General features: G+C 67.9%; 19 protein-coding genes. 11 read left to right on the top strand and 8 right to left on the bottom strand.

Annotated features, from left to right (window positions below):
* Window positions 1-103 precede the first annotated feature (103 nt).
* The 6 genes from M3E84_RS00995 (at window position 104) to M3E84_RS01020 (ending at window position 6,851) form a co-directional block, all read left to right on the top strand.
* Entirely contained in the window at window positions 104-604 is a 501-nt protein-coding gene (locus M3E84_RS00995) for an NUDIX hydrolase (RefSeq protein WP_259894060.1), read from the top strand.
* An 82-nt stretch (window positions 605-686) separates the two neighbouring features.
* Window positions 687-2,342 carry a murein biosynthesis integral membrane protein MurJ gene (murJ, locus tag M3E84_RS01000; protein WP_259894062.1) on the top strand — a complete coding sequence of 552 codons (1,656 nt, stop codon included), beginning with the start codon at window positions 687-689 and terminating at the stop codon, window positions 2,340-2,342.
* Window positions 2,343-2,450: 108 nt separating this feature from the next.
* Window positions 2,451-3,893 carry a hypothetical protein gene (locus M3E84_RS01005; protein WP_259894063.1) on the top strand — a complete coding sequence of 481 codons (1,443 nt, stop codon included), beginning with the start codon at window positions 2,451-2,453 and terminating at the stop codon, window positions 3,891-3,893.
* A gap of 196 nt (window positions 3,894-4,089) precedes the next feature.
* Complete coding sequence (gene trxB, locus M3E84_RS01010; protein ID WP_259894064.1) at window positions 4,090-5,109, top strand: thioredoxin-disulfide reductase; 1,020 nt, start codon at window positions 4,090-4,092, stop codon at window positions 5,107-5,109.
* Between the two features lie 46 nt (window positions 5,110-5,155).
* The gene (gene trxA, locus M3E84_RS01015) at window positions 5,156-5,482 is read left to right on the top strand and encodes a thioredoxin (protein ID WP_259894066.1); all 327 of its coding nucleotides are present in this window, start codon (window positions 5,156-5,158) and stop codon (window positions 5,480-5,482) included.
* 154 nt (window positions 5,483-5,636) lie between these two features.
* Window positions 5,637-6,851, top strand: a complete 1,215-nt coding sequence (locus M3E84_RS01020; RefSeq protein WP_259894068.1) for a peptidoglycan-binding protein — start codon at window positions 5,637-5,639, stop codon at window positions 6,849-6,851.
* 69 nt (window positions 6,852-6,920) lie between these two features.
* On the opposite strand, the gene M3E84_RS01025 is transcribed toward M3E84_RS01020, so the two are convergent.
* From M3E84_RS01025 to rpmH, 8 genes are all read right to left on the bottom strand, one after another.
* Window positions 6,921-8,135, bottom strand: a complete 1,215-nt coding sequence (locus M3E84_RS01025; RefSeq protein ID WP_259894097.1) for a ParB/RepB/Spo0J family partition protein — start codon at window positions 8,133-8,135, stop codon at window positions 6,921-6,923.
* A gap of 2,132 nt (window positions 8,136-10,267) precedes the next feature.
* Entirely contained in the window at window positions 10,268-11,128 is an 861-nt protein-coding gene (locus tag M3E84_RS01030; RefSeq protein WP_259894070.1) for a ParA family protein, read from the bottom strand.
* 298 nt (window positions 11,129-11,426) lie between these two features.
* A complete protein-coding gene (gene rsmG, locus M3E84_RS01035; protein WP_259894072.1) occupies window positions 11,427-12,140 on the bottom strand; it encodes a 16S rRNA (guanine(527)-N(7))-methyltransferase RsmG in 714 nt (237 codons plus the stop codon).
* A gap of 3 nt (window positions 12,141-12,143) precedes the next feature.
* The gene (locus tag M3E84_RS01040) at window positions 12,144-12,797 is read right to left on the bottom strand and encodes a R3H domain-containing nucleic acid-binding protein (RefSeq protein ID WP_259894073.1); all 654 of its coding nucleotides are present in this window, start codon (window positions 12,795-12,797) and stop codon (window positions 12,144-12,146) included.
* Window positions 12,798-12,870: 73 nt separating this feature from the next.
* Window positions 12,871-14,007 carry a membrane protein insertase YidC gene (yidC, locus tag M3E84_RS01045; protein ID WP_259894075.1) on the bottom strand — a complete coding sequence of 379 codons (1,137 nt, stop codon included), beginning with the start codon at window positions 14,005-14,007 and terminating at the stop codon, window positions 12,871-12,873.
* The gene (gene yidD / locus M3E84_RS01050; RefSeq protein WP_396415528.1) at window positions 14,004-14,516 is read right to left on the bottom strand and encodes a membrane protein insertion efficiency factor YidD; all 513 of its coding nucleotides are present in this window, start codon (window positions 14,514-14,516) and stop codon (window positions 14,004-14,006) included. The genes yidC and yidD overlap by 4 nt, the downstream gene beginning before the upstream one ends.
* Window positions 14,513-14,866 carry a ribonuclease P protein component gene (rnpA, locus tag M3E84_RS01055; protein WP_259894076.1) on the bottom strand — a complete coding sequence of 118 codons (354 nt, stop codon included), beginning with the start codon at window positions 14,864-14,866 and terminating at the stop codon, window positions 14,513-14,515. The genes yidD and rnpA overlap by 4 nt, the downstream gene beginning before the upstream one ends.
* Before the next feature lie 91 nt (window positions 14,867-14,957).
* Entirely contained in the window at window positions 14,958-15,095 is a 138-nt protein-coding gene (gene rpmH, locus M3E84_RS01060; RefSeq protein WP_259894078.1) for a 50S ribosomal protein L34, read from the bottom strand.
* A 524-nt stretch (window positions 15,096-15,619) separates the two neighbouring features.
* Here rpmH and dnaA point away from each other — a divergent pair.
* From dnaA to gyrB, 5 genes are all read left to right on the top strand, one after another.
* Window positions 15,620-17,326 carry a chromosomal replication initiator protein DnaA gene (gene dnaA, locus M3E84_RS01065; RefSeq protein WP_259894080.1) on the top strand — a complete coding sequence of 569 codons (1,707 nt, stop codon included), beginning with the start codon at window positions 15,620-15,622 and terminating at the stop codon, window positions 17,324-17,326.
* A gap of 723 nt (window positions 17,327-18,049) precedes the next feature.
* Window positions 18,050-19,174 carry a DNA polymerase III subunit beta gene (gene dnaN / locus M3E84_RS01070; RefSeq protein WP_259894082.1) on the top strand — a complete coding sequence of 375 codons (1,125 nt, stop codon included), beginning with the start codon at window positions 18,050-18,052 and terminating at the stop codon, window positions 19,172-19,174.
* A gap of 13 nt (window positions 19,175-19,187) precedes the next feature.
* On the top strand, window positions 19,188-20,429 hold the full coding sequence (recF, locus tag M3E84_RS01075; RefSeq protein ID WP_259894084.1) for a DNA replication/repair protein RecF: 1,242 nt from the start codon (window positions 19,188-19,190) through the stop codon (window positions 20,427-20,429).
* Window positions 20,426-21,031 (top strand): DUF721 domain-containing protein, encoded by a 606-nt coding sequence (locus M3E84_RS01080; protein ID WP_259894086.1) that lies wholly within the window; start codon window positions 20,426-20,428, stop codon window positions 21,029-21,031. Before recF ends, M3E84_RS01080 begins: the two co-directional genes overlap by 4 nt.
* Window positions 21,032-21,356: 325 nt before the next feature.
* Complete coding sequence (gene gyrB, locus M3E84_RS01085) at window positions 21,357-23,516, top strand: DNA topoisomerase (ATP-hydrolyzing) subunit B (protein WP_259894088.1); 2,160 nt, start codon at window positions 21,357-21,359, stop codon at window positions 23,514-23,516.
* The last annotated feature ends 114 nt before the right edge of the window (window positions 23,517-23,630 follow it).

Consider the following 23,630-nt stretch of genomic DNA (forward strand, 5'->3'; position numbering starts at 1 on the left):
ATCATTCCAGACCCCCGGCCCCGCCCGTCGGGGCGCGTCGCTGTGCGCCCGAGGACGTCGGAGGCTCCACCTCTTCCCAGACTGAGCCGTTAGTGTTGAGCGCATGGCTTTCCCCGTACCCAGCGCACCCAAGAGACGGCCCTCCGGGCCCGTCGCTGCGCTGCCCACGGTGGAAGAGGTCTCGGCCGGCGGCATCGTCGTCGACTTCGACTCACCGGATCTGCCGGTGGCGATCATCGCCCGGATCAACCGCGGTGGCCGCCTCGAGTGGTGCCTGCCCAAGGGGCACCCGGAGAACCAGGAGACCGACGGCGTCGCCGCGGTCCGCGAGATCGAGGAGGAGACCGGGATCGCCGGGAGGGTGATCTCTCCGCTGGGCAGCATCGACTACTGGTTCTCCGTCTCCGGGCACCGCATCCACAAGACCGTGCACCATTTCCTCCTGGAGGCGGTGGGCGGCGAGCTGACCACCGAGAACGACCCCGATCACGAGGCCGTGGATGTCGCGTGGGTCAAGATCGACGACCTCGGGCGCCGCCTGTCCTTCCCCAATGAACGGCGCATCGCGGATATCGCCCGCGAGTTCATCATCCACCAGCTCTGACCTCCCCTCGGGCGCCTTCCCACAGGCTGCCCGGCCCCAGCACGGGCGGCCCTCGGCGCCCGACGTCCTCGAAGGAGACCACGTGGCTCGATCCGGTGCCATGTCCAGCGCCATCATGGCCTCCGGCACGCTCGTCTCGCGGATCCTGGGCTTCGTCAAGACCATCCTCATCACGGTCGCGATCGGCTCGCTGACCTCGGTCGCCGACATCTTCCAGATCGCGAACAACCTGCCGAACTACATCTACGTGCTGGTGGCCGGCGGTGTGTTCAACGCGGTGCTGGTCCCCCAGGTGATCAAGGCCTCCAAGGCCTCCTCCGACGACGGCGCCGACTACATCTCCCGGCTGCTGACCCTGGCAGTGATCGCCCTGGCAGGCATCACGCTGGTCGTGGTGGCCTGCACGGTGCCGATCATCCGGGTCATGACCCAGGACTGGTCGGATCAGCAGCTCGCCCTGGGCACCACGTTCGCGCTGTTCACCTTCCCGCAGATCTTCTTCTACGGCCTCTACACGGTCGTGGGCCAGGTGCTCAACGCCAAGGGCGCCTTCGGCTGGTACATGTGGGCGCCCGTCGTGAACAACATCGTGGCGATCGCCGGCCTGCTGATCTTCATCCGGCAGTTCGGCAGCTTCGCCCAGGCGGAGCACTCGCTCGAATCCTGGACCAGCTCCCAGACCCTGCTGCTGGCCGGTGTCACGACCCTGGGCGTGGCGCTGCAGGCCGTCGCCCTGTTCTGGCCGCTGCAGCGCCTCGGCCTGGGCCTGCGCCCCAAGTTCGGCTGGCGCGGCATCGGGCTCTCCCAGGCGGCCAAGCTCTCGGTGTGGACGCTGGCCACGGGCGTCGTCGCCAACCTCGCGTTCCTCGCCCTGACCCGCACCGCTTCGATCCCCACGGGCTTCCGCGAGCAGTACCTTCAGATGGACCCGCCGCAGCACATCGCCGGCAGCGCGTCGCTGGACCAGGCGGCCATGCTCTACTCGCTGCCCCACGGCGTCATCGGCCTGTCGATCGCCACGGTCCTGTTCAACTCCATGGCAGCGGCCTCCGCCCAGGGCGACGACGAGACCCTCAAGGCCTCGCTGTCCCAGGCCCTGCGCTACTCGGGCATCGCCACGATCTTCTGCACGATGGCCATGATCGTGTTCGCCGGCCCGCTGGGCATGCTCTTCTCCGGCGGCGTCCCCGAGTCCGGTGCGGTGATCGGGCAGGTCTTCGCGGTGATCGCGATCGGCGCCCCGTTCATGACCACGGCGTTCATGCTCGGCCGCCTCTTCTACTCCCGCGAGGACGCGCGCACCCCGTTCATGGTCCAGCTGGCTGTCTCGATCCTCACGGTCGCGGCCGCGGTGATCATCAGCCAGACCATGCCTCCGCACCTGGTCGTCTTCGCCGTGGCCGCCTGCTACGCCGGGCAGAACATCCTGATGACGCTGCTGTACCACGTGATCGCGGTGCGCACGATCGGCGACTACCGCACCGCCGAGGTCATCGACACCCACATCCGCGCGATCGCCGCTGCTCTCGTCACCGCCGTCGCGGCGACCGTCGTCCTGTACGCCATGGGCGGCTGGGACCCCGAGGGCTGGCCGTGGTCCTCGCAGCTCAGCGCCATCGGCACCCTCGCCATCGGCGGTCTCGTCAGCGCCGTGATCTACCTGTTCATGCTCAAGGTGTTCAAGCTCAAGGAGCTGCCCGAGCTGATGGCCCCCCTCACGGCGCGCCTGCGCCGCTGAGGTCCTCATCGGCTCGCATGGACCCCCGAGTACACTGCGACTGACCCGCCGCTCCCTACCCCGTTCTGCCGCTGACTGCGGCGGACCCGCAGATCCACAGGAGACCTCGTGGCCCAGCCCATCAGCCTCGGCACCGTCCTGGGTGGTCGCTACATCGTCCTCGACGAGGTGCAGACCACTTCCGACGGCGATCACGTGCTCGGCGGCAAGGACCAGATCCTCGGCCGCGAGGTCACCATCCTCGTGCCGTCGGAGGCGCACACGGCCCGCGTGGTCGAGAACGCGCGCACCATGGCCATCGGCGCCGTGGATGCCGATCTGCACATCCTGGACCTCGGCCAGTCCGGAGCCACGCCGTACCTGGTGACCTCGTTCGCCGCTCCCGCGGTGCTGCTCGAGGAGCTGCTGGCCGAGCCGGGCACCGTGGACGACGACACCCTCTCCGACGACATCTTCGGCCGCCCCCGCTCCTCGAGCTCGGCCGGCGCCTACATCCTCGACGACGGCGAGCCGGATGCCCCCGAGTACGAGGACACCGCCGAGCAGGACTTCGGGCGCTGGGACGATCAGGACGACATCGAGACGGCCCCGGCCGCGCCCAAGGTCGAGAAGCGCCTGGGCCGCCCGCGGCGGGCCTCCGAGGCCTCGACCCGCGCCACGCTGTTCGACCGCGCCGCCGCGGGCCGCGGCACGGAGCCGCAGCAGCGCACGCAGTCAGCCAGCGGGTCGATCGACCCCAGCTACGACGGCGACAACCGCTTCGACTCCTACGAATACGACTATCAGGGCGCCCCCGGTGGCTCATCGCGGCCCAAGGCCGAGCAGTCGCCGTCCTCCCGAGGCTCCGGCGCAGCGGCCGCCTCCACCTCCCGAGGCAGCTCGTCCGCCGGAGGCAGCTCTCAGTCCCGCCGGTCCGGCGGCAAGGGCCGGCTCGCGCTGATCTTCGTGCTGCTCCTGCTGCTGATCCTCGTGGGCGCGGGCATCGTGTTCGGCGGTCTGGGCAGGATCTTCGATTCCGGACAGGTCTTCGGCCCGGAGCGGGACAAGGCCTCCGCGTCCGCCTCTGCCTCCGCCTCGCCCACTCAGCAGCAGGTCGCAGCCCCCACCACCGTCACGCGCCTGGTGCCGGACAACCCCACCCTCATGGCCGATCAGGACTCCGCCCTGAACCAGACCATCGACGGCGATCCCGAGACCACCTGGGTCAGCTACGGCTTCACCGGGGCCGATTTTGGCCAGCTCGTGTCCTCCGTGGCCCTGGCGGTGCGCTTCGAGGAGCCCACCCCCATGCACGAGCTCACGATCCGGCAGGACAGCGGCACGGGCGGCGCGTTCACCGTCTACGCCTCGGACAGCCCGTCGCTCGATGGTGCCGTGGAGATCGGCCAAGGCTCGTTCGACAGCCCCGAGACCACCGTGGAGCTCTCCGACGAGGCCGCAGAGGACGATCATTCCTATCTGATCATCGAGTGGACCGAGCTGCCGAACGTCGAGGAGCCGATCGCCGACTACTCCTACGGTCTGCGCATCGCCGAGATCGAGGTCTCCTGAACCCTGCGCCGCCCATGATGCGCTGACGGGCCGTCAAGTCAGGTTGCCACGGTTGCCGGAATAGTCCCGCGGCCCTCCCGGTTATGCGGGACAGACGATGGATCACAGCGCCGACCGGCGCGCACGGTCCGCACCTGTTCCGCCCGGCAGCCGTCGGGCCGCAAGCACCGCACACGAAGGAAGAAGGACTGCGAACGTGAGCCCAGACTTCAGCCCCGCGATCAGCCTCGACCTCTCCTCGAGCGCCCCGCAGGCCGCGGAGGCCGAGGCGGGTGACCCGAGCGCCACGGTGCACGAGATCGTCATCGTGGGCTCGGGCCCGGCCGGCTACACCGCTGCCATCTACGCGGCTCGTGCGAACCTCAAGCCGATCGTCCTGGCCGGGTCCGTGACCGCCGGCGGCGAGCTCATGAACACCACCGAGGTCGAGAACTTCCCCGGCTTCCAGGACGGCATCATGGGCCCCGAGCTCATGGGCACCATGCAGGCCCAGGCTGAGCGCTTCGGCGCCGACGTCCGCTACGAGGACGCACTGTCCCTGAAGCTCGACGCCGACATCAAGGAGATCACGGTGGAGGGCGGCGAGGTCCTGCGGGCCAAGGCCGTCATCCTCGCCACCGGCTCCGCCTACCGCGAGCTCGGCCTGGAGGACGAGAAGCGGCTGTCCGGCCACGGCGTCTCCTGGTGCGCCACCTGCGACGGCTTCTTCTTCCGCGAGCAGAACATCGCCGTGGTGGGCGGAGGGGACTCCGCGATCGAGGAGGCCACGTTCCTGACCAAGTTCGCCTCCAAGGTCACGATCATCCACCGCCGCGACGAGTTCCGCGCCTCCGAGATCATGCAGCAGCGCGCCTTCGAGGACCCCAAGATCGAGATCCTCTGGAACAAGGAGGTCCTCGGCATCTCGGGCGAGTCCAAGGTCGAGGAGCTGACCCTGCGAGACACCGTCACGCAGGAGGCCTCCGCGCTTCCGGTGACCGGCCTGTTCGTGGCGATCGGCGCCGATCCCCGCACCGGCCTGTTCGCAGACCAGCTCGCGATCGATCCCGACGGCACCGTCCAGGTCGACGGCCGCTCGTCCCGGACCTCGCTGCCGGGCGTCTTCGCCGCCGGCGACGTCCTGGATCCCACCTACAAGCAGGCCATCACGGCCGCCGGCTCCGGCTGCGCCGCGGCGATCGACGCCGGGCACTACCTGGACGCCCGCGCCGGCTGATCCCAGGCCCTCCCACAGACCCTCACCACCCCAGAAGGAGCACACCATGAGCAACGCAGCAGCCGTCAACGAGTCCGACTTCGAGGCCGAGGTCCTCCAGTCCGACAAGCCCGTCATCGTCGATTTCTGGGCCGAATGGTGCGGTCCCTGCCGCATGGTCGGCCCGGTCCTCGACTCGATCGCCGAGGAGCACGACTCCGTGAAGGTCGTGAAGGTCAACGTCGACGACAACCAGGCCATCGCGGCCAAGTACGGCATCACGTCGATCCCGGCCGTGTACGTCTTCCACAACGGCGAGGTGGCCAAGCAGTCCATCGGCGCCAAGCCCAAGTCGGCGCTGGAGAAGGAGTTCGCCGAGTTCCTCGGCGCCTGATCCGCTCACTCACCCCACGGCCCCCGGTCAGTTCGCAGCTGCGGCCTCACCGGGGGCCGTCGGCGTGCTGCCTGCCTCCGATGAGGTGCACTCACGCACCGCGTACCTCTAGTATTCAAGGCATTTCCTCCGTCGACGACTCCGTAAGGTCTCCATGTCCGACTCCTCCGCCGCCTCCCTGAGCCGCGGCCACAGCGACCGCCGCGTGCGCGTCCTGCGCGAGCGCCTCATGCGCGCCGGCCAGCTGCCCCAGGACACCGAGCTGAACGGTCCTCAGGCCACCGAGTTCGACGCTGCGCTGGAGACAGCGGTCAAGGCCTTCCAGCAGAGCCGAGGGCTCATCGTCGACGGCACAGTGGGCCCGGAGACCGAGCGCAGCCTCAGCGAGGCGCAGTACACCCTGGGGGACCGCCCGCTGCAGTGGGACCGCCAGGAGCCCATGCGCGGCGACGACGTCGAGCGGCTCCAGCACAATCTGTCCCTGCTGGGCCTCTACTACGGGCACCTCAACGGCTCCTTCGAGGAGAAGACCCATCTCGCGGTCCTTGAGCTGCAGCAGAGCCTGGGCCTGGAGCGCACCGGACGGGTGGATCACCGCACCATCGAGGCGCTGGCGCGGATCAACAAGAACATCACGAACTCCAAGGCCTTCTCCCTGCGCGACTTCCACAACCTGGAGTCCGCCAACGGCGCCGTCCGCTCGCGCAGCATCGTCCTGGTGCCCAGCTCCATGATCGGCGAGCACCCTAGCCCCGCGGAGGCTCCCGCCTCAGACCGGCAGCGCAGCCGCGGGCTCTCCCTGGATGTCGCCGCACGAGCCCATGAGCTGCTCACAGACATCGGCGCCCATCCGGTCGTCGTGACCGATCAGCCGCTGCGAGCCCCCGACGGCACCGCGGTGGAGACTGCTGAGAGCCTCCACAAGGCCCTGGAGGGCCTCCAGCAGCCCGTGGTGGTCGTGCTCGGCTGCGACTGGAACCGCTCGCCCAGCGCCGCCGGTGTGGCCTCCTACTTCTGGGGGGACTCCTACCCCCAGCAGGAGGCGCTGTCCCCGATCGGGCAGCGCGGGGCCTCGCTGATCCAGCGCGAGATGGTGGCACGGACCGGTGCCCTGGATCTCGGATGCCACGGCCGTCAGTGGATCATCCTGCGCACCACGCCGGCCCCCACGATCTTCCTGGACATGGGCTACCTCTCCAATCCGAACGAGTCCGAGGATCTGGAGCGCGGGGAGTATCGAGCGCATATCGCTCAGGCCATCGCTGTGGGGCTGCAGCGCATGTTCGCCCAGTCGTCCCAGGATCACCCCACCGGGACGCTCAGCACCGCCGATATCGCCCGTGAGCTCGCGCGGCGCCCACAGGCCTGAGCGACCGCAGACCGAGACAGGCTCTGCATGTGATCTAGGTCACATGCAGAGCCTGTCGTCGCCTGATGCTCAGTTGCTCTCGTCGGACTGCTGAGCCTGCGGATCCAGCACGGAGATGATCCGGTTGAGATCCTCCACCGAGGCGAATTCGATCGTCATCCGCCCCTTGCGAGCCCCCAGGTTGATCTTCACGCTGGTGTCCAGCTTGTCCGAGAAGGCATCGGCGATGTAGTCCAGGCGCTCCCTGTGTCGCTCCTGAGCCCTGGCAGCGGGGCGGCGTCCGGGCTTGCCGCGCTTGGACAGCGAGGCCGCCTCCTCCGCAGCACGCACAGACATCCCCTCAGCCACGATGCGCTGGGCGAGCCGCTCCATCTCGGCCGGGTCCTCCAGGGCCAGAAGGGCCCGGGCATGTCCTGCCGACAGCACGCCCGCAGCCACCCGTCGCTGAACCAGCGGTGGCAGGCGCATCAGGCGCAGGGTGTTGCTGATCTGCGGCCGAGACCGTCCGATGCGCCGTGACAGCTCCTCCTGCGTGGCACCGAACTCCTCGAGCAGCTGCTGGTACGCGGCAGCCTCCTCTAGCGGGTTGAGCTGGCTGCGGTGCAGGTTCTCCAGAAGGGCGTCGCGCAGCAGGTCGTCATCCGCGGTGTCGCGGACGATCGCCGGCACAGTGTCCAGGCCAGCGCGCTGAGTTGCTCGCCAGCGACGCTCGCCCATGACCAGCTCATAAGGCGGGCCGTCGGCCTCACGAGAAGGCCGCACAACGATCGGCTGCAGCACGCCGAGCTCACCGATGGAGTAGGCGAGCTCCGCGAGCTCGTCCTCGTCGAAGACCTGGCGAGGCTGCTTCCGGTTCGGGTGGATGCTGTCCACGGGAACTTCGGCGAAGGCGGCGCCAGGCACCGAAGCCAGATCGGAGAGGTCCAGATCACCGTTGTCTGGCTCGTGATCTGAGCCTGTCTCAGCCGTATTCGAAGGGGCCACTTCAGCGGTTCCCGAAGCTTCCACAAAAGAGGTCCCACTCCCGGCTGCGTCCAGCGGGGACGTTCCACGTGAAACGTCCGAATTCGAGTCATTGGCCGATGCAGGTGCCGAGGCCTCGGCCGTAGCAGGAGCCGTCTCGAGCGGCGCCTGCTGTTCCACAGAAGAGGGCTCCTCGGCTGACTCCAGATGATCCGCCGCCTCATCAGGGGAATCAGCCGTGTCCGCTGAGGCCGGCGTGGGCGTGAAGAACATGTCCGACGGGCGGTTGTTGCCACCGCGATTCTGCAGCGCCGCACCCATGTCCAGACGGGACTTCATTGCACTCTGGCGAGCACTCGCTGAGATCGCTCGACGACGTCCGGCCGTTCCACGTGAAACGGAGGCCGTCTCCGACGTTGAGGGCCCTTCTGGGGCATCGCGCACCGCGTCTTCAGCCGGCTTGGTCTCCTCTTGCGTGACTGCGGCGGCCTCTGCGGAGGCTTTGGCAGTCTTTTCCTTCTTCTTCGAGGACTTGCCGGACCCGTTCGACTTCTGCTGAGTCGCGGGAGCATCTCCCTCAGCGGTTGCCTTTTCTGCAGTGACCGCATCTGCCGACTGGCTCTTGGCTTTGGGGCGGGAAGAGGCGGAGACGGGTGTCTTGGAGCTCGATCGCTGAGGCTTCTCAGTTCCGGTATGGTCCGGCGCTGATGCCGGCGACGTCACCGCCGCTCCGCCATGTTCCGCCCGCGATGACGTCGCCGCCGAGGCACCGCCCTGCGCAGACGCGGAAGACGCACTGCCTGATATGGTGCTGGGATCCGTCGGCTCCGACGCTGACTGCTCGACTGGTGCACTGGGAATCAGGGCCCCGAGACCCCTCCCGAGACCCCGCTTGCGCTCCGCCATGGACAACAACTCCTCTACTGGACGACCCCGACAGTCTACGGAGCTGCGGCACAGTTTGGCGCGTTTCACGTGGAACATCATGCTGTTTCGCGGGTGATTCGCGTGGGGCTCCGGCTGATCACTCGCCCTGCCAGGCTGAATAGCAGTGTTCCCCGGCTTGTTCCACGTGAAACATCACCTGGAGGCGCGGGTTCGACAGTCCGATGTGACTCGTGTCAGTACCTAGATCTCACCGGCTCTAGTGCACACATGTCATGCCGCCAAGTAGTCGGTTCGATGACCCACAATCGGTGCGCGCAGACCGGCGGACGGGCGCCGAATGCCGCAGCGGGGCAGTCATGCTGACTGCATCCAGCCACTAGCCAACGGATCGCGATTGGTCGTGCGCACAAGGATCCCAGCAGACCGCATGCCGCCAGCTTGACGATTCCACGAAATATCCGGCATTACCCGGTTTCACATGCAGGAGCGGATGCCAGCTGTGAGGCGACATCCATCCCCGGCTCGGTTCACTGCCCAAATATCTGGAGTCTGCGTCCCCCCGGAGAGGCATGGGGCTGGTCTGCACAAGGGACTCTGGGCATGTTTTACGTGAAACACGGTGGACGGCGCGCCCGTGAGCACGCCCGAAGCACCTCCAGAGAGCGAGCTGCTGCCTCGGTCCCTGCCTGGGAGTGCGAGATTTCACGAGCCTTGACCATCGAGGCAGACGAGGCATCACAGCATGGCGCCGGACGTCCCTGTTCCATCGGAATCAGAAGCGCATCACCCGGTAGGGCCCTGCTTTAGGACACCCTCCCGTCGAGTCCAACGTCCGAGCCGATGCCACCGGCTCAGCGGGTACACGCCCGTGCCCTCTACCCGCCTGCGTCTCGTGGTCATGAGGCCTGGCACTTCAGTTCGGGTGCCAGGAATCTCGCCACCTCACACCTAGCTACCTACCCAGCTACCCAGCTACCCAGCCTGGACAGGCCAACCGCTGTCGCCCCACATGACCGACTACGGGCACCATGACGCGTTCCACGTGAAACGGAGGTGAATTGGCGCGGACTGGTCCCGGACCGAAGCGAATACCTCATACCGTCACTCAGCCCATACTCTCGGTGACGAATCTCGAGTACAGCGCTGCCAGTAGTGCTTGAGTGACGATCGCACCAAGCCCGACACCCGAGCACCGCACCTGAGTTCAGCAGCCCACGCGAGACATCCAACACCGACATTGTCTCGGCCGGACATCTGCCAGTCCCGCATCGAGGTGCACCGATTCAGAGGCTCGAGCACCAGTCAGCCACTGAAGGATCTCAATCGGCAGCTGCGCCCCGACACATGGCTGGCCTGCTCCTGCACCTGGCTGTTCGTCACCCGTGGTCATTCATCATGGCGCGCGACTGCCACCACGATGTTCCACGTGAAACAACGTCATGGCCCCGAGACTGGATGCGTCCAGCACCCGCACTGTGCGCCAGTCTGGGACGTACTACGGGCTCCGTTCCACGTGGAACGGAGCCCGTTTCGACTCTCAGGATCATGCCGATATCAGAAGGCAGTCACTTGCCCTTCGGCACTCCGCGTGCCGCGATCTCGGCCGCGGCCTCAAGATAGGACAGCGCCCCCGTGGACTGCGGGTCGTAGTTCAGCACCGATTGCTGGTAGCTCGGTGCCTCCGAGATCCGCACGGAGCGGGGGATCATGGTCTCCAGCACCTGCTCCGGGAAGTGCTCACGCACCTCATCGGCCACCTGAGACGACAGGTTTGTGCGGCCGTCGTACATGGTCATGAGGATGCTGGAGACGACCAGATCGGGGTTCAGGTGCTTCTGGATCATCTCGATGTTCCGCAGCAGCTGGCTCAGACCCTCGAGTGCGTAGTACTCGCACTGGATGGGGATGAGGACCTCGCTCGCGGCGACGAAGGCGTTGATGGTCAGCAGGCCGAGGCTCGGCGGGCAGTCGATGAACACGTAGTCGAGCCGCTCGAGACCCTGCTCCTCGCGGTCCTTGGCGTACTGATCGAGAGCTCGGGACAGTCGCTGCTCGCGCGCGACCATGGAGACCAGCTCGATCTCCGCGCCGGCCAGATCGATCGTGGCGGGTGCCACCACGATGCGCTCCGACTCGGGGGAAGGTGCGACCACCTGGGTCAGTTCCATCTCATCGACGAGAACGTCGTAGACACCGTCGACCTCGGAGCTGTGCGGGACACCCAGCGCGGTGGAGGCGTTGCCCTGCGGATCGTTGTCGACCACCAGAACGTTCAGACCCTGCTTGGCCAGCCCGACCGCCAAGTTCACCGCGGTGCTGGTCTTGCCCACGCCGCCCTTCTGATTGCTGACCGTGACCACGCGCGTGCGCTCGGGGCGCTGGAGCTGCACGTGCTCGAGTCGGCGACGTCGCTGATTCTCTTCCACGAGCTTCCTTCCGAGGGGGGTGTCTCCCGCGCCTTGTGCCCCGGCAGTCCCGCCGGGGTCATGTCCTGCTCTCATCCGAGATCCGCGGTCCGGCTGCACGGCCGATTCCTGGGAGATCGGATCCGGAGGAAGACCGAAGTCATAGCCGTGAGGCCTGTCGTTCTGGGTCATCACGTCGCCTTCCTCGGTTCTTTGTGACTTAGATCACATTCAGTGTCGCAGCGGTCGGCTGACGGAGCCCACACTACCCAAGACGCTTCCCGGCTCCGTCGACCCAGCACAGCGCCCTGACGAGGGCTCACAGGACCACGCGCACCACCGTGGTCGGCTCCTCGAGCAGCTCGGCGCCCACGGTGAGCACCTCGGTCTGCGCCGCCCGGTACCGCTTGAGCTGCTTGCGTGCCTTGTCGATCTCCTGCTGCGCCGTGCGCCCCTTGAGCGCCAGCAGCTCTCCTGAGCCCTGCAGCAGCGGCAGCGTGAAATCGAGCAGCCCTCCGAGCGCGGAGACAGCGCGTGCTGTGACCACATCCGGCGTGGATCCGCCCGGAAGCTCCTCGACCTGCTCGCCCCGAGCCCGCAGGACCTGCACGTTCTCGAGCTGCAGATCCTGGCCGATCTCGTTCAGCCAGGTCACCCGGCGCTCGAGCGGTTCGATCAGCGTCAGCTCCAGATCAGGCCGGGCGATCGCCAGGCACAGACCGGGCAGCCCCGCTCCGGAGCCCACGTCTGCCACACGGACGGCCTGCGGGATCAGTGACTCCACCACAGCGCAGTTCAGCACGTGCCGCCCCCACAGTCGCGGGGCCTCCCGCGGGCCGATCAGTCCGCGCACGATGCCCGACGAGGCCAGGTGCTCCACATAGCGCTGAGCCAGGGCAAGTCGGTCGCCGAACAGCTCCTCAGCCGCCGCGGCCTCCCTTCCCTGCAGCTCAGGCGCCGGCTGAGCGACAGCCCCATCGGACTCGTCGCCCACCCTGCGATCACCGGAGTCGCCCGAATGCTGCTGCGTCATCGCTCAGCCGTTCGCGGAGACGACGATATGGCGTCCGGGGCCCTCGCCCTCCGACTCGGAGTGCATGCCCTCCTCCGCCACGACGTCGTGCACGATCTTGCGCTCATAGGGGCTCAGGGGATCCAGGTGCACCGGCTCGCCTGTCTCCCGCACGCTCTGCACGGCACGACGGGCCAGCTCCCGAAGCTGCTCAGCGCGGGCCAGCCTGTGCCCGGCGATGTCGAGCACCAGACGGCTGCGCTGCTCGGTCCCGGCCAGCACCGCCAGACGCACGAGCTCCTGGAGAGCCTCGAGCACCTCGCCGTCCTTGCCCACGAGCAGGTCGAGGCCGTCGTCGCCCTCCTCCTCCGTCACGACGGAGAGGTAGGTGCGACCGTTCCGGACCTCGATGTCGATATCGCCGTCGAGGTCGGCGAGATCCAGCAGCTCTTCGAGGTAGTCCGCGGCGACCTCGCCCTCCTCCACGAGGGGATCGAGATCGTCATCGTCCAGGGCGCTGCGGTCCGCGGGGGTCTCGGCGGCTTCGTGGTCCTGAGGGACGTCCACACCGGCGACGACCGCCGAGGCATCGACCTTCTGCCCGGGCTCGAGGTCCTGGACCTCCACGCCCTCGGGCGCAGTGTCCTGAGCCTGCTCGCTGTGCTGGTTCTCGCTCATTCGTCTCTCCTGACGGAAGTGGTGCAGAAGCCGTCTCGACAGTATGACCCGAGCGGCGCTGAGAGGGCCGGTCTCAGGAGCCGGACTTCTTCTTGCCCTTGCCGGACTTCTTCGCGCCTGAAGCGCCCTTGGAGATCGGCGACGACGAACCGCTGGTCGGCTCCCCGCTGATCACCGGACCCTGGGCCTCCTCCGCAGCCTGGGTGTCGTCCCGCGAGGCCTCGAGCGGGCCCTGGTCCTTGACGCCCTTGGCCTTCTGGCGCTTCTTGCTCATGGGCTGCTGGCGCTGGCCGGCGGCCGCCTTGGCGCGAGCCTCCTCGACCTCCGCCTCATGCTCCTCCTTGGTCTTGCCGACCGGGGGGAGGCCCTTGGCGGCGCGGCGGTCGTTGAGCTCGCGCTCGGCCTGCGAGCCGGGGGTGGGGTTGTTGCGGATCACCCAGTACTGCTGGCCCATGGACCAGAGGTTGGACACGGTCCAGTAGATGAGCACGCCGATCGGGAAGTTGATGCCCGTGATCAGGAAGATGATCGGGAAGATGTAGATGATCATCTGCTGCTGGCGGTACATCGGAGAGCTCTTGGTGGCCTCCGAGACGTTCTTGGACGCCAGCTGCTTCTGCGAGATGAACATGGTCACCGTCATGGCCACGACCAGCAGCGCCGCGATGATGATCGTGGCGGTGTGGTTGCCGTCGCCGGGCGAGCGCAGCGTGGAGAACAGCGGGGCGCCGAACAGGGTGCCGTCGTAGAACTGGTGGATCTTGTCCGAGGACAGCACCAGGATGCTGTCGTCCTCGGCCGCCGCCCGGGGCACTCCGTTGAGCACCTGGAACAGGCCGAAGAAGATCGGCATCTGCGCGATGATCGGCAGGCAGGAGGCCAGGGGGTTGACCCCGTGCTCCTTGTACATGGCCATCTGCTCCTGGGCCATGGCCTGGCGCGAGACCTGATCCTTCTTGCCCTTGTACTTGGCCTGCAGCTTGGCCATCTGCGGCTGGATCTCCTGCATGCCGCGCATGGAGCGGATCTGGCGCAGGAACAGCGGGATGGTCAGGGTCCGCATGACCAGAGTCAGCCCGACGATGGCCAGGACCCAGGTCCAGCCGCTCGCGGCGTCCAGCCCGATCAGGGTGAACAGCTCGTGGAACAGCCACAGGACCGCCGAGACAACCCATTTGAAGGGCCAGAGGATGATGTCGAAGATGTTCATCGTGAGGAAGCTCCTTGAGCCGTCTGCGCGGCAGCCTGGTCTGCGCCGTGCTGGTGCGCCGACGTGGTCTCGTGTGCCGGATCGCGGGGTGTCAGCATGGCTTCGCGATCGGCCGGGGTGGGGTGGTTGAGCAGGATGATCCGCGGCAGCTCAGTCTCGGAGGAGAACCGGCGGCCGCCCCGCGGCACCCTGTCGATCCCGCCTGCCGCCCAGGGATGGCACCTGAGCAGTCGTCGCACGGTCAGACCTAGGCCCCGGACCGCTCCGTGGCGAACCACCGATTCCAGGCCGTAGGCCGAGCAGCTGGGGAAGTGCCTGCAGACGTCCCCGTAGAGCGGGGAGATGAGCATCCGGTAGAGCTTCAGCCCCGCGATGATCAGGTTCTGCGGCAGCAGCCACACGGCCTGGACGGCGCCCTGGGGACGCACGAAGTCCGACGGCGCCTGCTCCCAGAGCTGCTCATCGCTCAGGACGGCAGTCTCGTGGCCGGTGCGCTCAGCGGTGCTCACGCCGGCACCTCGGCCTTGCCGGCCGCCTTGCGCCAGGCTGATTCCCAGTCCCGGCGCAGATCTGCGAAATCGGCCTCCGCGGCGGCCGGCAGGGCCCGCACGACGACATCGAAGCCGACCGGGCGGCTCTGCAGCGTGGCCCCGACGAGCTCACGCAGCCGCCGCTTCACGAGATTGCGGCAGACCGCATTGCCGACGCGCTTGGATACGACGAAGCCCGCCCGGGACGGCTGGTCCCCGGACGTGGCACGCACATAGACGACGACGTTCCGGCGCCCCTGTCGGGCACCGGAACGTGTGGTCGCTGCGAAGTGCGTGGAGGTGCGCATCCTGTGCTGTGCGGGAAGCACGCGCTCACCCCTTCGATCTCGGCGGCGTCTGCGGACCGGGAGGCTCTGCAGTAGTCAGGACTCACCCGAGCCGCGAGTGCGGCGAGAGGACTCAGGCGGAGAGGGAGGCGCGGCCCTTGGCACGACGCGCTGCGAGGATGCCGCGGCCGGCACGGGTGCGCATGCGGGCGCGGAAGCCGTGCTTCTTGGCGCGACGACGGTTGTTCGGCTGGAACGTGCGCTTGCTCATTGATCTTCTCCGGATGCAGGACGGGCGTGCCCCTGCCCGATGCGGGTCCGGCGCACGCTGTCCGTTGCAAGTGCACGAGCGCGCTGCAGGCCGTCCGCCTGAGGAAGGGGTCCACCGCTGTGGTGGTCGATGGCTGTGCCGCCGCGAGGCGCATGGCACCGGGCGCAGGTCAGACACAGGACTGATCGATTGTAGGCGCGACGAGTGAGGCGGTCAACCGAACCCTCGGCGATCGCCTCCTGCCCACATGCTGTGCACGCCCTCCGGAAATTCCTGTGGATAACCGGATCCCCGCCCTTGCCAGCAACGGTGCACTCTCGCTCGTGTAACTACACGATTGTAGTTCCTATGAGCCCGGATCGAGGCTAGGTCACGGCTTCGGACGTGCTCTAGGCTGACCCTCGCACTCGACCCCCGAGCGGCTGTCCACCGCTGTGAACAACTCTGTGGATGACCGATCGCGAGCGCATCCGGGCCAGGCCCGGCAGCAGACATCGCCCCCGAATCCCGGAGTCCCCGCCACCGTGAGTCCTCAGCAGAACCCGGAGCTCGACGCCCGTTGGGCCGAATGCGTCCGCGCCATGACCGAGGATCCGCAGATCTCACCGCGCCACCGCGGGTTCCTGCGACTGGCGAAGCCCAGGGGCCTCATGGGCACCACACTGCTGATCGCCGTGCCGAACGAGCTGACCCGCGAGGTCCTGCAGTCCAAGATCGCGCCTGCGTTCAACCAGGCCGTCACGAACTCGTTCGGCAAGGACACCCTGGTGGCACTGGTCGTGGACACCGATCTGGAGGAGGTCTCCGAGCAGGAGATCGAGTCCGCCTCCCGCGCCTCGCTGCCGCCGCTGAGCGAGCTCGAGGCCGAGCGCGGACATTCCGCACCGCCGCCTGCCGTTGCGGAGGAGGCCGCAGCGGATTCCCTGTCCACCACGAGCTCCGAGTACTCCGGGGCGGTGAACTCCTTCCGCTCCCCGTCGTCGCGACCGGCGGCACCGAGGCCCGCGTCGCCGGAGCCGGCTCGTCGTCCGCTCCCCGAGCAGACCGGCCCTCAGGAGGATCCCTCCGCGCAGCCCGCCGCCGAGCCTTCGGTCGAGGAGACCGGCCATCAGGACACCTTCGTCCCCGCGGCCCCGGAGGGCCGTTCGGCCGCTGAGGACCACGGCACCGCCGGCGCGGCCTCGGCCGAGTGGGATTCGAGCGCACGGCTGAACCCCAAGTACGTCTTCGAGTCGTTCGTCATCGGCCAGTCCAACCGCTTCGCCCATGCCGCCGCCTTTGCCGTCTCCGAGACGCCGGCCAAGGCATATAACCCGTTGTTCATATACGGCGACTCGGGATTGGGCAAGACCCACCTGCTGCACGCGATCGGGCACTACGCCAAGCGGCTCTACCCGGGCATCGCGGTGCGCTATGTGAACTCCGAGGAGTTCACCAACGACTTCATCAACTCGATCCGCGATGACGAGGGCTCCTCCTTCAAGGAGATCTACCGCAACGTCGACATGCTGCTGATCGACGACATCCAGTTCCTGGCGGGCAAGGAGCACACGCAGGAGGAGTTCTTCCACACCTTCAACGCGCTGCACAACCACGAGAAGCAGATCGTGATCACCTCCGATCTGCCGCCCAAGCAGCTCACCGGATTCGCCGATCGCATGCGCTCGCGCTTCGAGTGGGGCCTGATCACCGATGTCCAGCCGCCCGAGCTCGAGACCCGCATCGCGATCCTGCGCAAGAAGGCCGATGCCGACGGCACCCAGGCTCCGCCGGAGGTCCTGGAGTACATCGCCTCGCACATCTCCACGAACATCCGCGAGCTCGAAGGCGCCCTGATCCGCGTGACGGCCTTCGCCTCGCTCAACAGGCAGGACGTGGACCTGCCCCTGGCGGAGCTGGTGCTCAAGGACCTGATCACCGATGACGACGGCGAGATCACCGCGGCCACGATCCTGGGCCAGACGGCCGCCTACTTCGATATCTCGCTGGATGAGCTGAAGTCCAAGTCGCGCACCCGCACACTGGTCACGGCGCGGCAGATCGCCATGTACCTGCTGCGTGAGCTCACGGACATGTCACTGCCCAAGATCGGCCAGGAGCTCGGCGGCCGCGATCACACCACGGTGATGCACGCCGATCGCAAGATCCGCACGCTGATGGCCGAGCGTCGGCAGATCTTCAACCAGGTCACCGAGCTGACCAACAGGATCAAGCAGCAGCGCCACAGCTGATCACCCCGCGGCGCGGACGCGCTGCGCTCCACCTCCAGCCTCAGGCCCCGGGCCCGCGCCAGCGGACTCGGGGCCTGAGTGCTTCGATACTCCATCCACAGGGCCGCGAGGCCTGGATGCGGGACGGGAGCTCTGTTCTCCACAGCTGTGGGAAGGCCTGTGGACGGGCTGTGCACGACACGATTCCACCGCTTGTGGACAGCGCTGTGGAGAGATCGGCGGTGCCGGTGGACAGCCGCGGCAGATCAGGGGATCGGCCTGTGCACGCACTCGGAATCACAAGGATGTGATTACACAGGCCGGAAGCGATCCGTGGATGGCCGTGCACAGCCGGCCCACAACCCTGATCCGCGTCAGATCAGCCGATCGAGCTCTTTTCCACAAGATCCACAGAGGTTATGAACACTACTGTCCATGAATACCCCTCGCCGGACAACGAACGCCCCGACGCCCGATCCGAGCCCGGCGCCCTCGTGTAATTACACGTTCCGCCGCGGTGGCAAGGCCTCTCTTCCGCAGCCTCGACCCGGGCTCGAGGCTCCACACCTCGAAGATTCTTGGAATTACAGGAACCTCATGCCCCGGAGCGCACTTCCGCCTCCCCGGAACAGGTACCTGGATGGCACACGGCACAGCGCGCCGATAGCATGCACTCGTCGTCTGTCCGGGCTTGCGCACCGGACGCCGCGCGGACGGCATCTGCGAACGAAAGGCGCCCCCACCGTGAAGTTCTCCGTCGAACGCGACGTTCTGGCCGAGGCCGTGACCTGGACCGCCCGGTCGCTGTCTCCTCGTCCGCCCGTCCCGGTGCTCTCCGGCCTGCTGCTCAAGGCGGAGAATGGACAGGTCTCCCTGGCCGGATTCGACTACGAGATATCTTCGAGGGTCTCCATCGACGCCCAGATCGAGGAAGAGGGCACGGCCCTGGTCTCCGGCCGCCTGCTGGCCGACATCTGCCGCTCGCTGCCCTCGGCTCCGGTGGATGTCATCACCGATGACGGGAAGCTGACGCTGATCTGCCGCTCCTCGCGCTTCAACCTGGCCGCCATGCCCGTGCAGGACTACCCGGAGCTGCCCGGGCTGCCCGAGGTCTCCGGAGTCATCGACGGCGCGGAGTTCGCCCAGGCCGTCGCCCAGGTGAACATCGCCGCCTCCAAGGACGACACCCTCCCGATCCTCACCGGCGTGCGGATCGAGATCGACGGCGAGCGGATGACCCTGCTGGCCACCGACCGCTACCGCCTGGCCATGCGCGAACTCACCTGGCGGCCGAACAGCAGCTCGCTGCAGACCGCTGCACTGATCAAGGCCAAGACGCTCAACGACGTCGCCAAGACCCTCGGTCCCGCAGGCGAGATCAATCTCGCCCTGTCGGACAGCACTGAGCTCGTGGGCTTCGAATCCGGCGGCCGTCGCACCACGTCGCTGCTGATCGACGGCGAGTACCCCAAGATCCGCTCGCTGTTCCCTGAATCCACGCCGATCACCGCCTCGGTGCGCACCTCCGAGCTGGTGGAGGCCGTCCGCCGCGTGTCCCTGGTGGCCGAGCGCAACACCCCGGTGCGGCTGGCCTTCAACGATGGCCAGGTGGCTCTGGATGCAGGCACCGGCGAGGACGCCCAGGCCTCCGAGGTCATCGAGGCGAACCTGCAGGGCGAGGACATCACTGTCGCCTTCAATCCCACGTACCTCTCGGAGGGCCTGCACGCCTTCCACTCCGAGTACGTGCGGTTCTCCTTCACCGCTCCGCCCAAGCCCGCGGTGCTCTCGGCGCAGAAGGAGCAGGACGGGGAGGACGACGTCACCTACCGGTACCTGCTGATGCCGGTCCGTCTCCCGAGCTCCTGAGTCCCGAGCCTGCGTGCACGTCGACTCGCTGTCTCTGGCGGACTTCCGCAGCTATGAGCAGCTCCAGCTCGAGCTGATCCCCGGGATCACCGTCCTGCTGGGGCCCAACGGAGTGGGCAAGACCAACGTGGTGGAGGCGATCGACTACGCCGCCACCCTGACGTCGCACCGCGTCAGCGGCAATGCCCCGCTGCACAGGGCCGGCACCGAACGCGCCATGATCCGCACCGGGATCCGCCGGGCAGGGCACCGCACGAACCTCGAGTTCACCCTGGCCGAGGGCCGAGCCCCTACGGTGCGCATCAACCGCGGAGGCTCGGTGCGCGCACGGGAGGCCCTGGGCATTCTGCGCACCGTGCTGTTCTCGCCGGAGGACCTTGCTCTGATCAAGGGCGAGCCCTCCGGGCGGCGGACGTTCCTGGATGTGCTGGGCTCCTCCATGCGACCGGCCCTGGCAGGAGTGATCTCGGACTACGAGAAGACCGTCCGACAGCGCAACGCCCTGCTGAGGTCGGCGCGGAAGGCTGGTCGCTTCACCCAGGCCCACGAGGCCACTCTCAGTGCCTGGAACGACCAGCTGGCGACCTACGGCGCAGCCGTCCTGCAGGCGCGGCTGCAGCTCGTCCTGGCGCTGGAGCCCGAAGTCCGCCGGGCCTATGGCCGTCTGTCGGATGGCCCTCGGATGCCGCAGCTGCGCTATCGCTCCTCGATCCTCCCGGAGGCCGCCGAGGGCAGGGCCGATCAGCTGGCGCATTTCAGCACCGCCGATCTGCGCGAGCTGATGCTCGAGGCCTGCGCCGAGACCCAGGACCAGGAGATCGAGCGCGCAGTGTCCCTGGTGGGACCGCACCGCGACGAGCTCGAGATCCAGCTCGGCGACCTGCCCGCCCGCGGCTACGCCTCGCACGGGGAGATGTGGTCCTGCGCCCTGTCCCTGCGGCTGGGCTCCTGGTACGTGCACCTGGACGACGACCGCTCCGAGGGCTCATCCCCCGTGCTGATCCTCGATGACGTCTTTGCCGAGCTGGATGCCCAGCGCCGCAGTCGCCTGGCCGAGATGGTCTCGGATGCTGAGCAGGTCCTTGTGACCGCCGCTGTGGAGGAGGATGTCCCGCAGGAGCTGCTCGAGGCCGCCTCGGGACTCACGCTCGTGCGGGTCTCACCCGGCAGGGCCGTCGTCGAGCCGGGGGCGCAGGGCTCTGCCTCCGGACTCGGCGACGATGCCGAGGGCCCCAGGCAGATCGAGCGTCCATGATCCCCGCTCAGCAGCCGCGCTCCGAGCGCGACCGTGACATCGTCGATCCGGCCGCCGCCGCTCTGATGCGCGTGCGCCGCGGCGCTGAGGCCCGTGGCGAGGGGCGCCTGCACGGTGCGGCTGCCAAGGCCAACCTGCGCAGCTTCGGCGCGGCCATGGAGGCCGTCACCGCCAGCCCGGTCCGTCGCCGCGATGCCGAGCGCGACCCCCGCCAGCTGGGCGGCTACTCGGGTGCGGGAGCCTCGCCGCGAGATCCGCAGGGCATCGGCGGCGTCATGGACCGGCTGGTCTCCGGGCGCGGCTGGCGCACCCCGGTGGCCGTCGGGTCGGTCATGACCCTGTGGCCGGAGCTCGTGGGGGCCTACGTGGCCGAGCACTGCGTCCCGGAGTCCTTCGAGGACACCGTGCTGCGCGTGCGCTGCTCCTCGACCGCGCAGGCGGCGAACATGCGGATGCTGCAGTCGCAGGTGCTGACGACCATCGAGAAGCGCCTGGGCCCCGGGATCGTCACGCGCCTGGACATCGTGGGCCCGGCGGCGCCCAGCTGGCGCAAGGGCCGGCGCTCGATCCGCGGACGAGGCCCCCGCGATACCTACGGCTGATCCGGCACCTGCCGAGGCTAATCCGCGGCGAGCCCGTGGATGGCCTGCAGAGTGCTCAGCACGTCCTGAGACGACTTCCGGGTCAGCAAGCACCCCCGGAGGCACTCCTAGGCGGGTTCTCGTCCCGCTGACAGCGTGTTCAGGCCGTATCGCACCCGGCTATCGCGCTGATCCGGTATGATGGGGCCGGATTATCGACGCAGCGCTCGAGCGCGCAGACCCCGCGGCCCCCCGAATGCTCCGGTGCGTCCCGCTCGCTCGCTGTCGTCGGGAGTGCCGCATGCGCCCCCGGACCCCGTGCTCCAGGACCCTCGCGGCCTCCGCCATGACCATCAGGAGGAACCAGCAGCCCGTGTCAGAGGACAAGAGCACCGACGGCGGCTACGGCGCCAGCGACATCACCGTCCTGGAGGGCCTCGAAGCGGTCCGCAAGCGCCCAGGCATGTACATCGGATCCACCGGACCCCGCGGCCTGCACCACCTGGTCTACGAGGTCATCGACAACTCCGTGGACGAGGCCCTGGCAGGGCACGCGGATCACATCGAGGTCGTGCTGCGCGCCGACGGCGGCGTGGGCGTCACGGACAACGGCCGCGGCATCCCCGTGGACATGCACCCCACGCAGGGCCGGCCCACGGTCGAGGTGGTCATGACCATCCTGCACGCCGGCGGCAAGTTCGGCGGGGGCGGCTACGCCGTCTCCGGCGGTCTGCACGGCGTGGGCATCTCGGTCGTCAACGCGCTGTCCTCCCGCGTGGAGACGGAGATCCGCCGCCAGGGATACGTCTGGCGGATGAAGTTCGCCGACGGCGGCCGCCCCCAGGGCGAGCTCGAGCGCGGCGAGCAGACCGAGGAGACCGGCACCACCCAGACCTTCTGGGCGGATGCGGAGATCTTCGAGTCGGTCGAGTACGACTTCGAGACCCTGCGGGCCCGGTTCCAGCAGATGGCGTTCCTGAACAAGGGGCTGCGCATCACCCTGACCGATCAGCGGCGCCTGGACGACGCCGGCGACGAGGTCGCCGGCGAGTCCGCGCGCACCGAGATCATCACCGAGGTCGAGGGCCAGGACGCCTCCGAGGTCCCCACCGCTCAGGCCCCGGATGCCCAGACCGAGGCTGCCCCGGCGGAGACCGCCAAGGCGCCGGCCCTGAACACCGTGGGCGTGACCGCCGACGGCCACCGCCGGGTCGTCTACTGCTACGAGCACGGCCTGCTGGACTACGTCCGCTTCATCAACAGCGGCAAGAAGGCCGAGCTGGTCCACGACGAGATCATCGACTTCGAGACCGAGGACGTGGAGCGCTCCATCTCGGTGGAGATCTCCATGCAGTGGACCACCGCCTACAGCGAGTCGGTGCACACCTACGCGAACACGATCAACACGCACGAGGGCGGCACCCACGAGGAGGGCTTCCGCACGGCGCTGACCACGGTGATCAACCGCAAGGCCCGTGAGTTCAAGCTGCTGCGCGACAAGGACGACAACCTCACCGGCGAGGACGTCCGCGAGGGCCTCACGGCCGTCATCTCGATCAAGCTCGGCGACCCCCAGTTCGAGGGCCAGACCAAGACCAAGCTCGGCAACTCCGAGGCCAAGCCGTTCGTGCAGCGCGTGGTCGCCGACGAGTTCGGCGACTGGATCGAGCGCAATCCGAACTACGCCAAGGACATCATCCGCAAGGCCATCGGCGCCTCGCAGGCTCGTCTGGCGGCGCGCAAGGCTCGCGAGACCACGCGGCGCAAGGGCCTGCTCGAGTCCGGCGGCATGCCGGGCAAGCTCAAGGACTGCTCGTCCAAGGACCCGTCGAAGTCCGAGATCTACATCGTGGAGGGCGACTCGGCAGGCGGCTCCGCCGTGCAGGGCCGCGATCCGGCGCATCAGGCCATCCTGCCGCTGCGCGGCAAGATCCTGAACGTCGAGCGCGCCCGCCTGGACCGTGCGCTGTCCAATGCCGAGGTCCAGTCCATGATCACGGCCTTCGGCTCGGGGATCGGCGACGACTTCGACATCGAGAAGGCGCGGTACCACAAGATCGTGCTCATGGCCGATGCCGATGTGGACGGTCAGCACATCACCACGCTGCTGCTGACGCTGCTGTTCCGGTTCATGCGCCCGCTGATCGACCACGGCTTCGTGTACCTGGCGCAGCCGCCGCTGTACCGGATCAAGTGGTCGAACGCGCCGCACGACTACGTCTACTCGGATGCCGAGCGCGATCGCGCGATGGCCGAGGGCCAGGCGGCGGGCAAGCGGATCCCCAAGGACAACGGCATCCAGCGCTACAAGGGCCTGGGCGAGATGTCCTACACCGAGCTGTGGGACACCACCATGGATCCCGAGCACCGCACCCTGCTGCAGGTGACCATGGAGGACGCCGCCGCGGCCGAGCAGGTCTTCACCATGCTCATGGGCGAGGACGTCGAGTCCCGCAAGGAGTTCATCCAGCAGAACGCCAACGACGTCCGCTTCCTCGACATCTAGTCGGAGAGGGGCATATGCCGGATAAGGCATGTGCTGTCGTCGTCGCCGCGGGCGATGAGCGGCGGATCAGGCTCGAGCACCAAGGCCCAGCAGCCGAGCAGACGCACAGACGCC

It is taken from the genome of Kocuria sp. p3-SID1428 (genome assembly GCF_025149945.1).
Lineage (GTDB): Bacteria > Actinomycetota > Actinomycetes > Actinomycetales > Micrococcaceae > Kocuria.

Coding starts and splice junctions, on each gene's coding strand:
- M3E84_RS00995 (WP_259894060.1), top strand. CDS start 104: ATGGCTTTCCCCGTACCCAGCGCACCCAAGAGACGGCCCTCCGGGCCC.
- trxA (WP_259894066.1), top strand. CDS start 5,156: ATGAGCAACGCAGCAGCCGTCAACGAGTCCGACTTCGAGGCCGAGGTC.
- M3E84_RS01020 (WP_259894068.1), top strand. CDS start 5,637: ATGTCCGACTCCTCCGCCGCCTCCCTGAGCCGCGGCCACAGCGACCGC.
- M3E84_RS01025 (WP_259894097.1), bottom strand. CDS start 8,135: ATGGGTGCGGCGCTGCAGAATCGCGGTGGCAACAACCGCCCGTCGGAC.
- rsmG (WP_259894072.1), bottom strand. CDS start 12,140: ATGACGCAGCAGCATTCGGGCGACTCCGGTGATCGCAGGGTGGGCGAC.
- M3E84_RS01040 (WP_259894073.1), bottom strand. CDS start 12,797: ATGAGCGAGAACCAGCACAGCGAGCAGGCTCAGGACACTGCGCCCGAG.
- yidC (WP_259894075.1), bottom strand. CDS start 14,007: ATGAACATCTTCGACATCATCCTCTGGCCCTTCAAATGGGTTGTCTCG.
- rpmH (WP_259894078.1), bottom strand. CDS start 15,095: ATGAGCAAGCGCACGTTCCAGCCGAACAACCGTCGTCGCGCCAAGAAG.
- M3E84_RS01080 (WP_259894086.1), top strand. CDS start 20,426: ATGATCCCCGCTCAGCAGCCGCGCTCCGAGCGCGACCGTGACATCGTC.
- gyrB (WP_259894088.1), top strand. CDS start 21,357: ATGACCATCAGGAGGAACCAGCAGCCCGTGTCAGAGGACAAGAGCACC.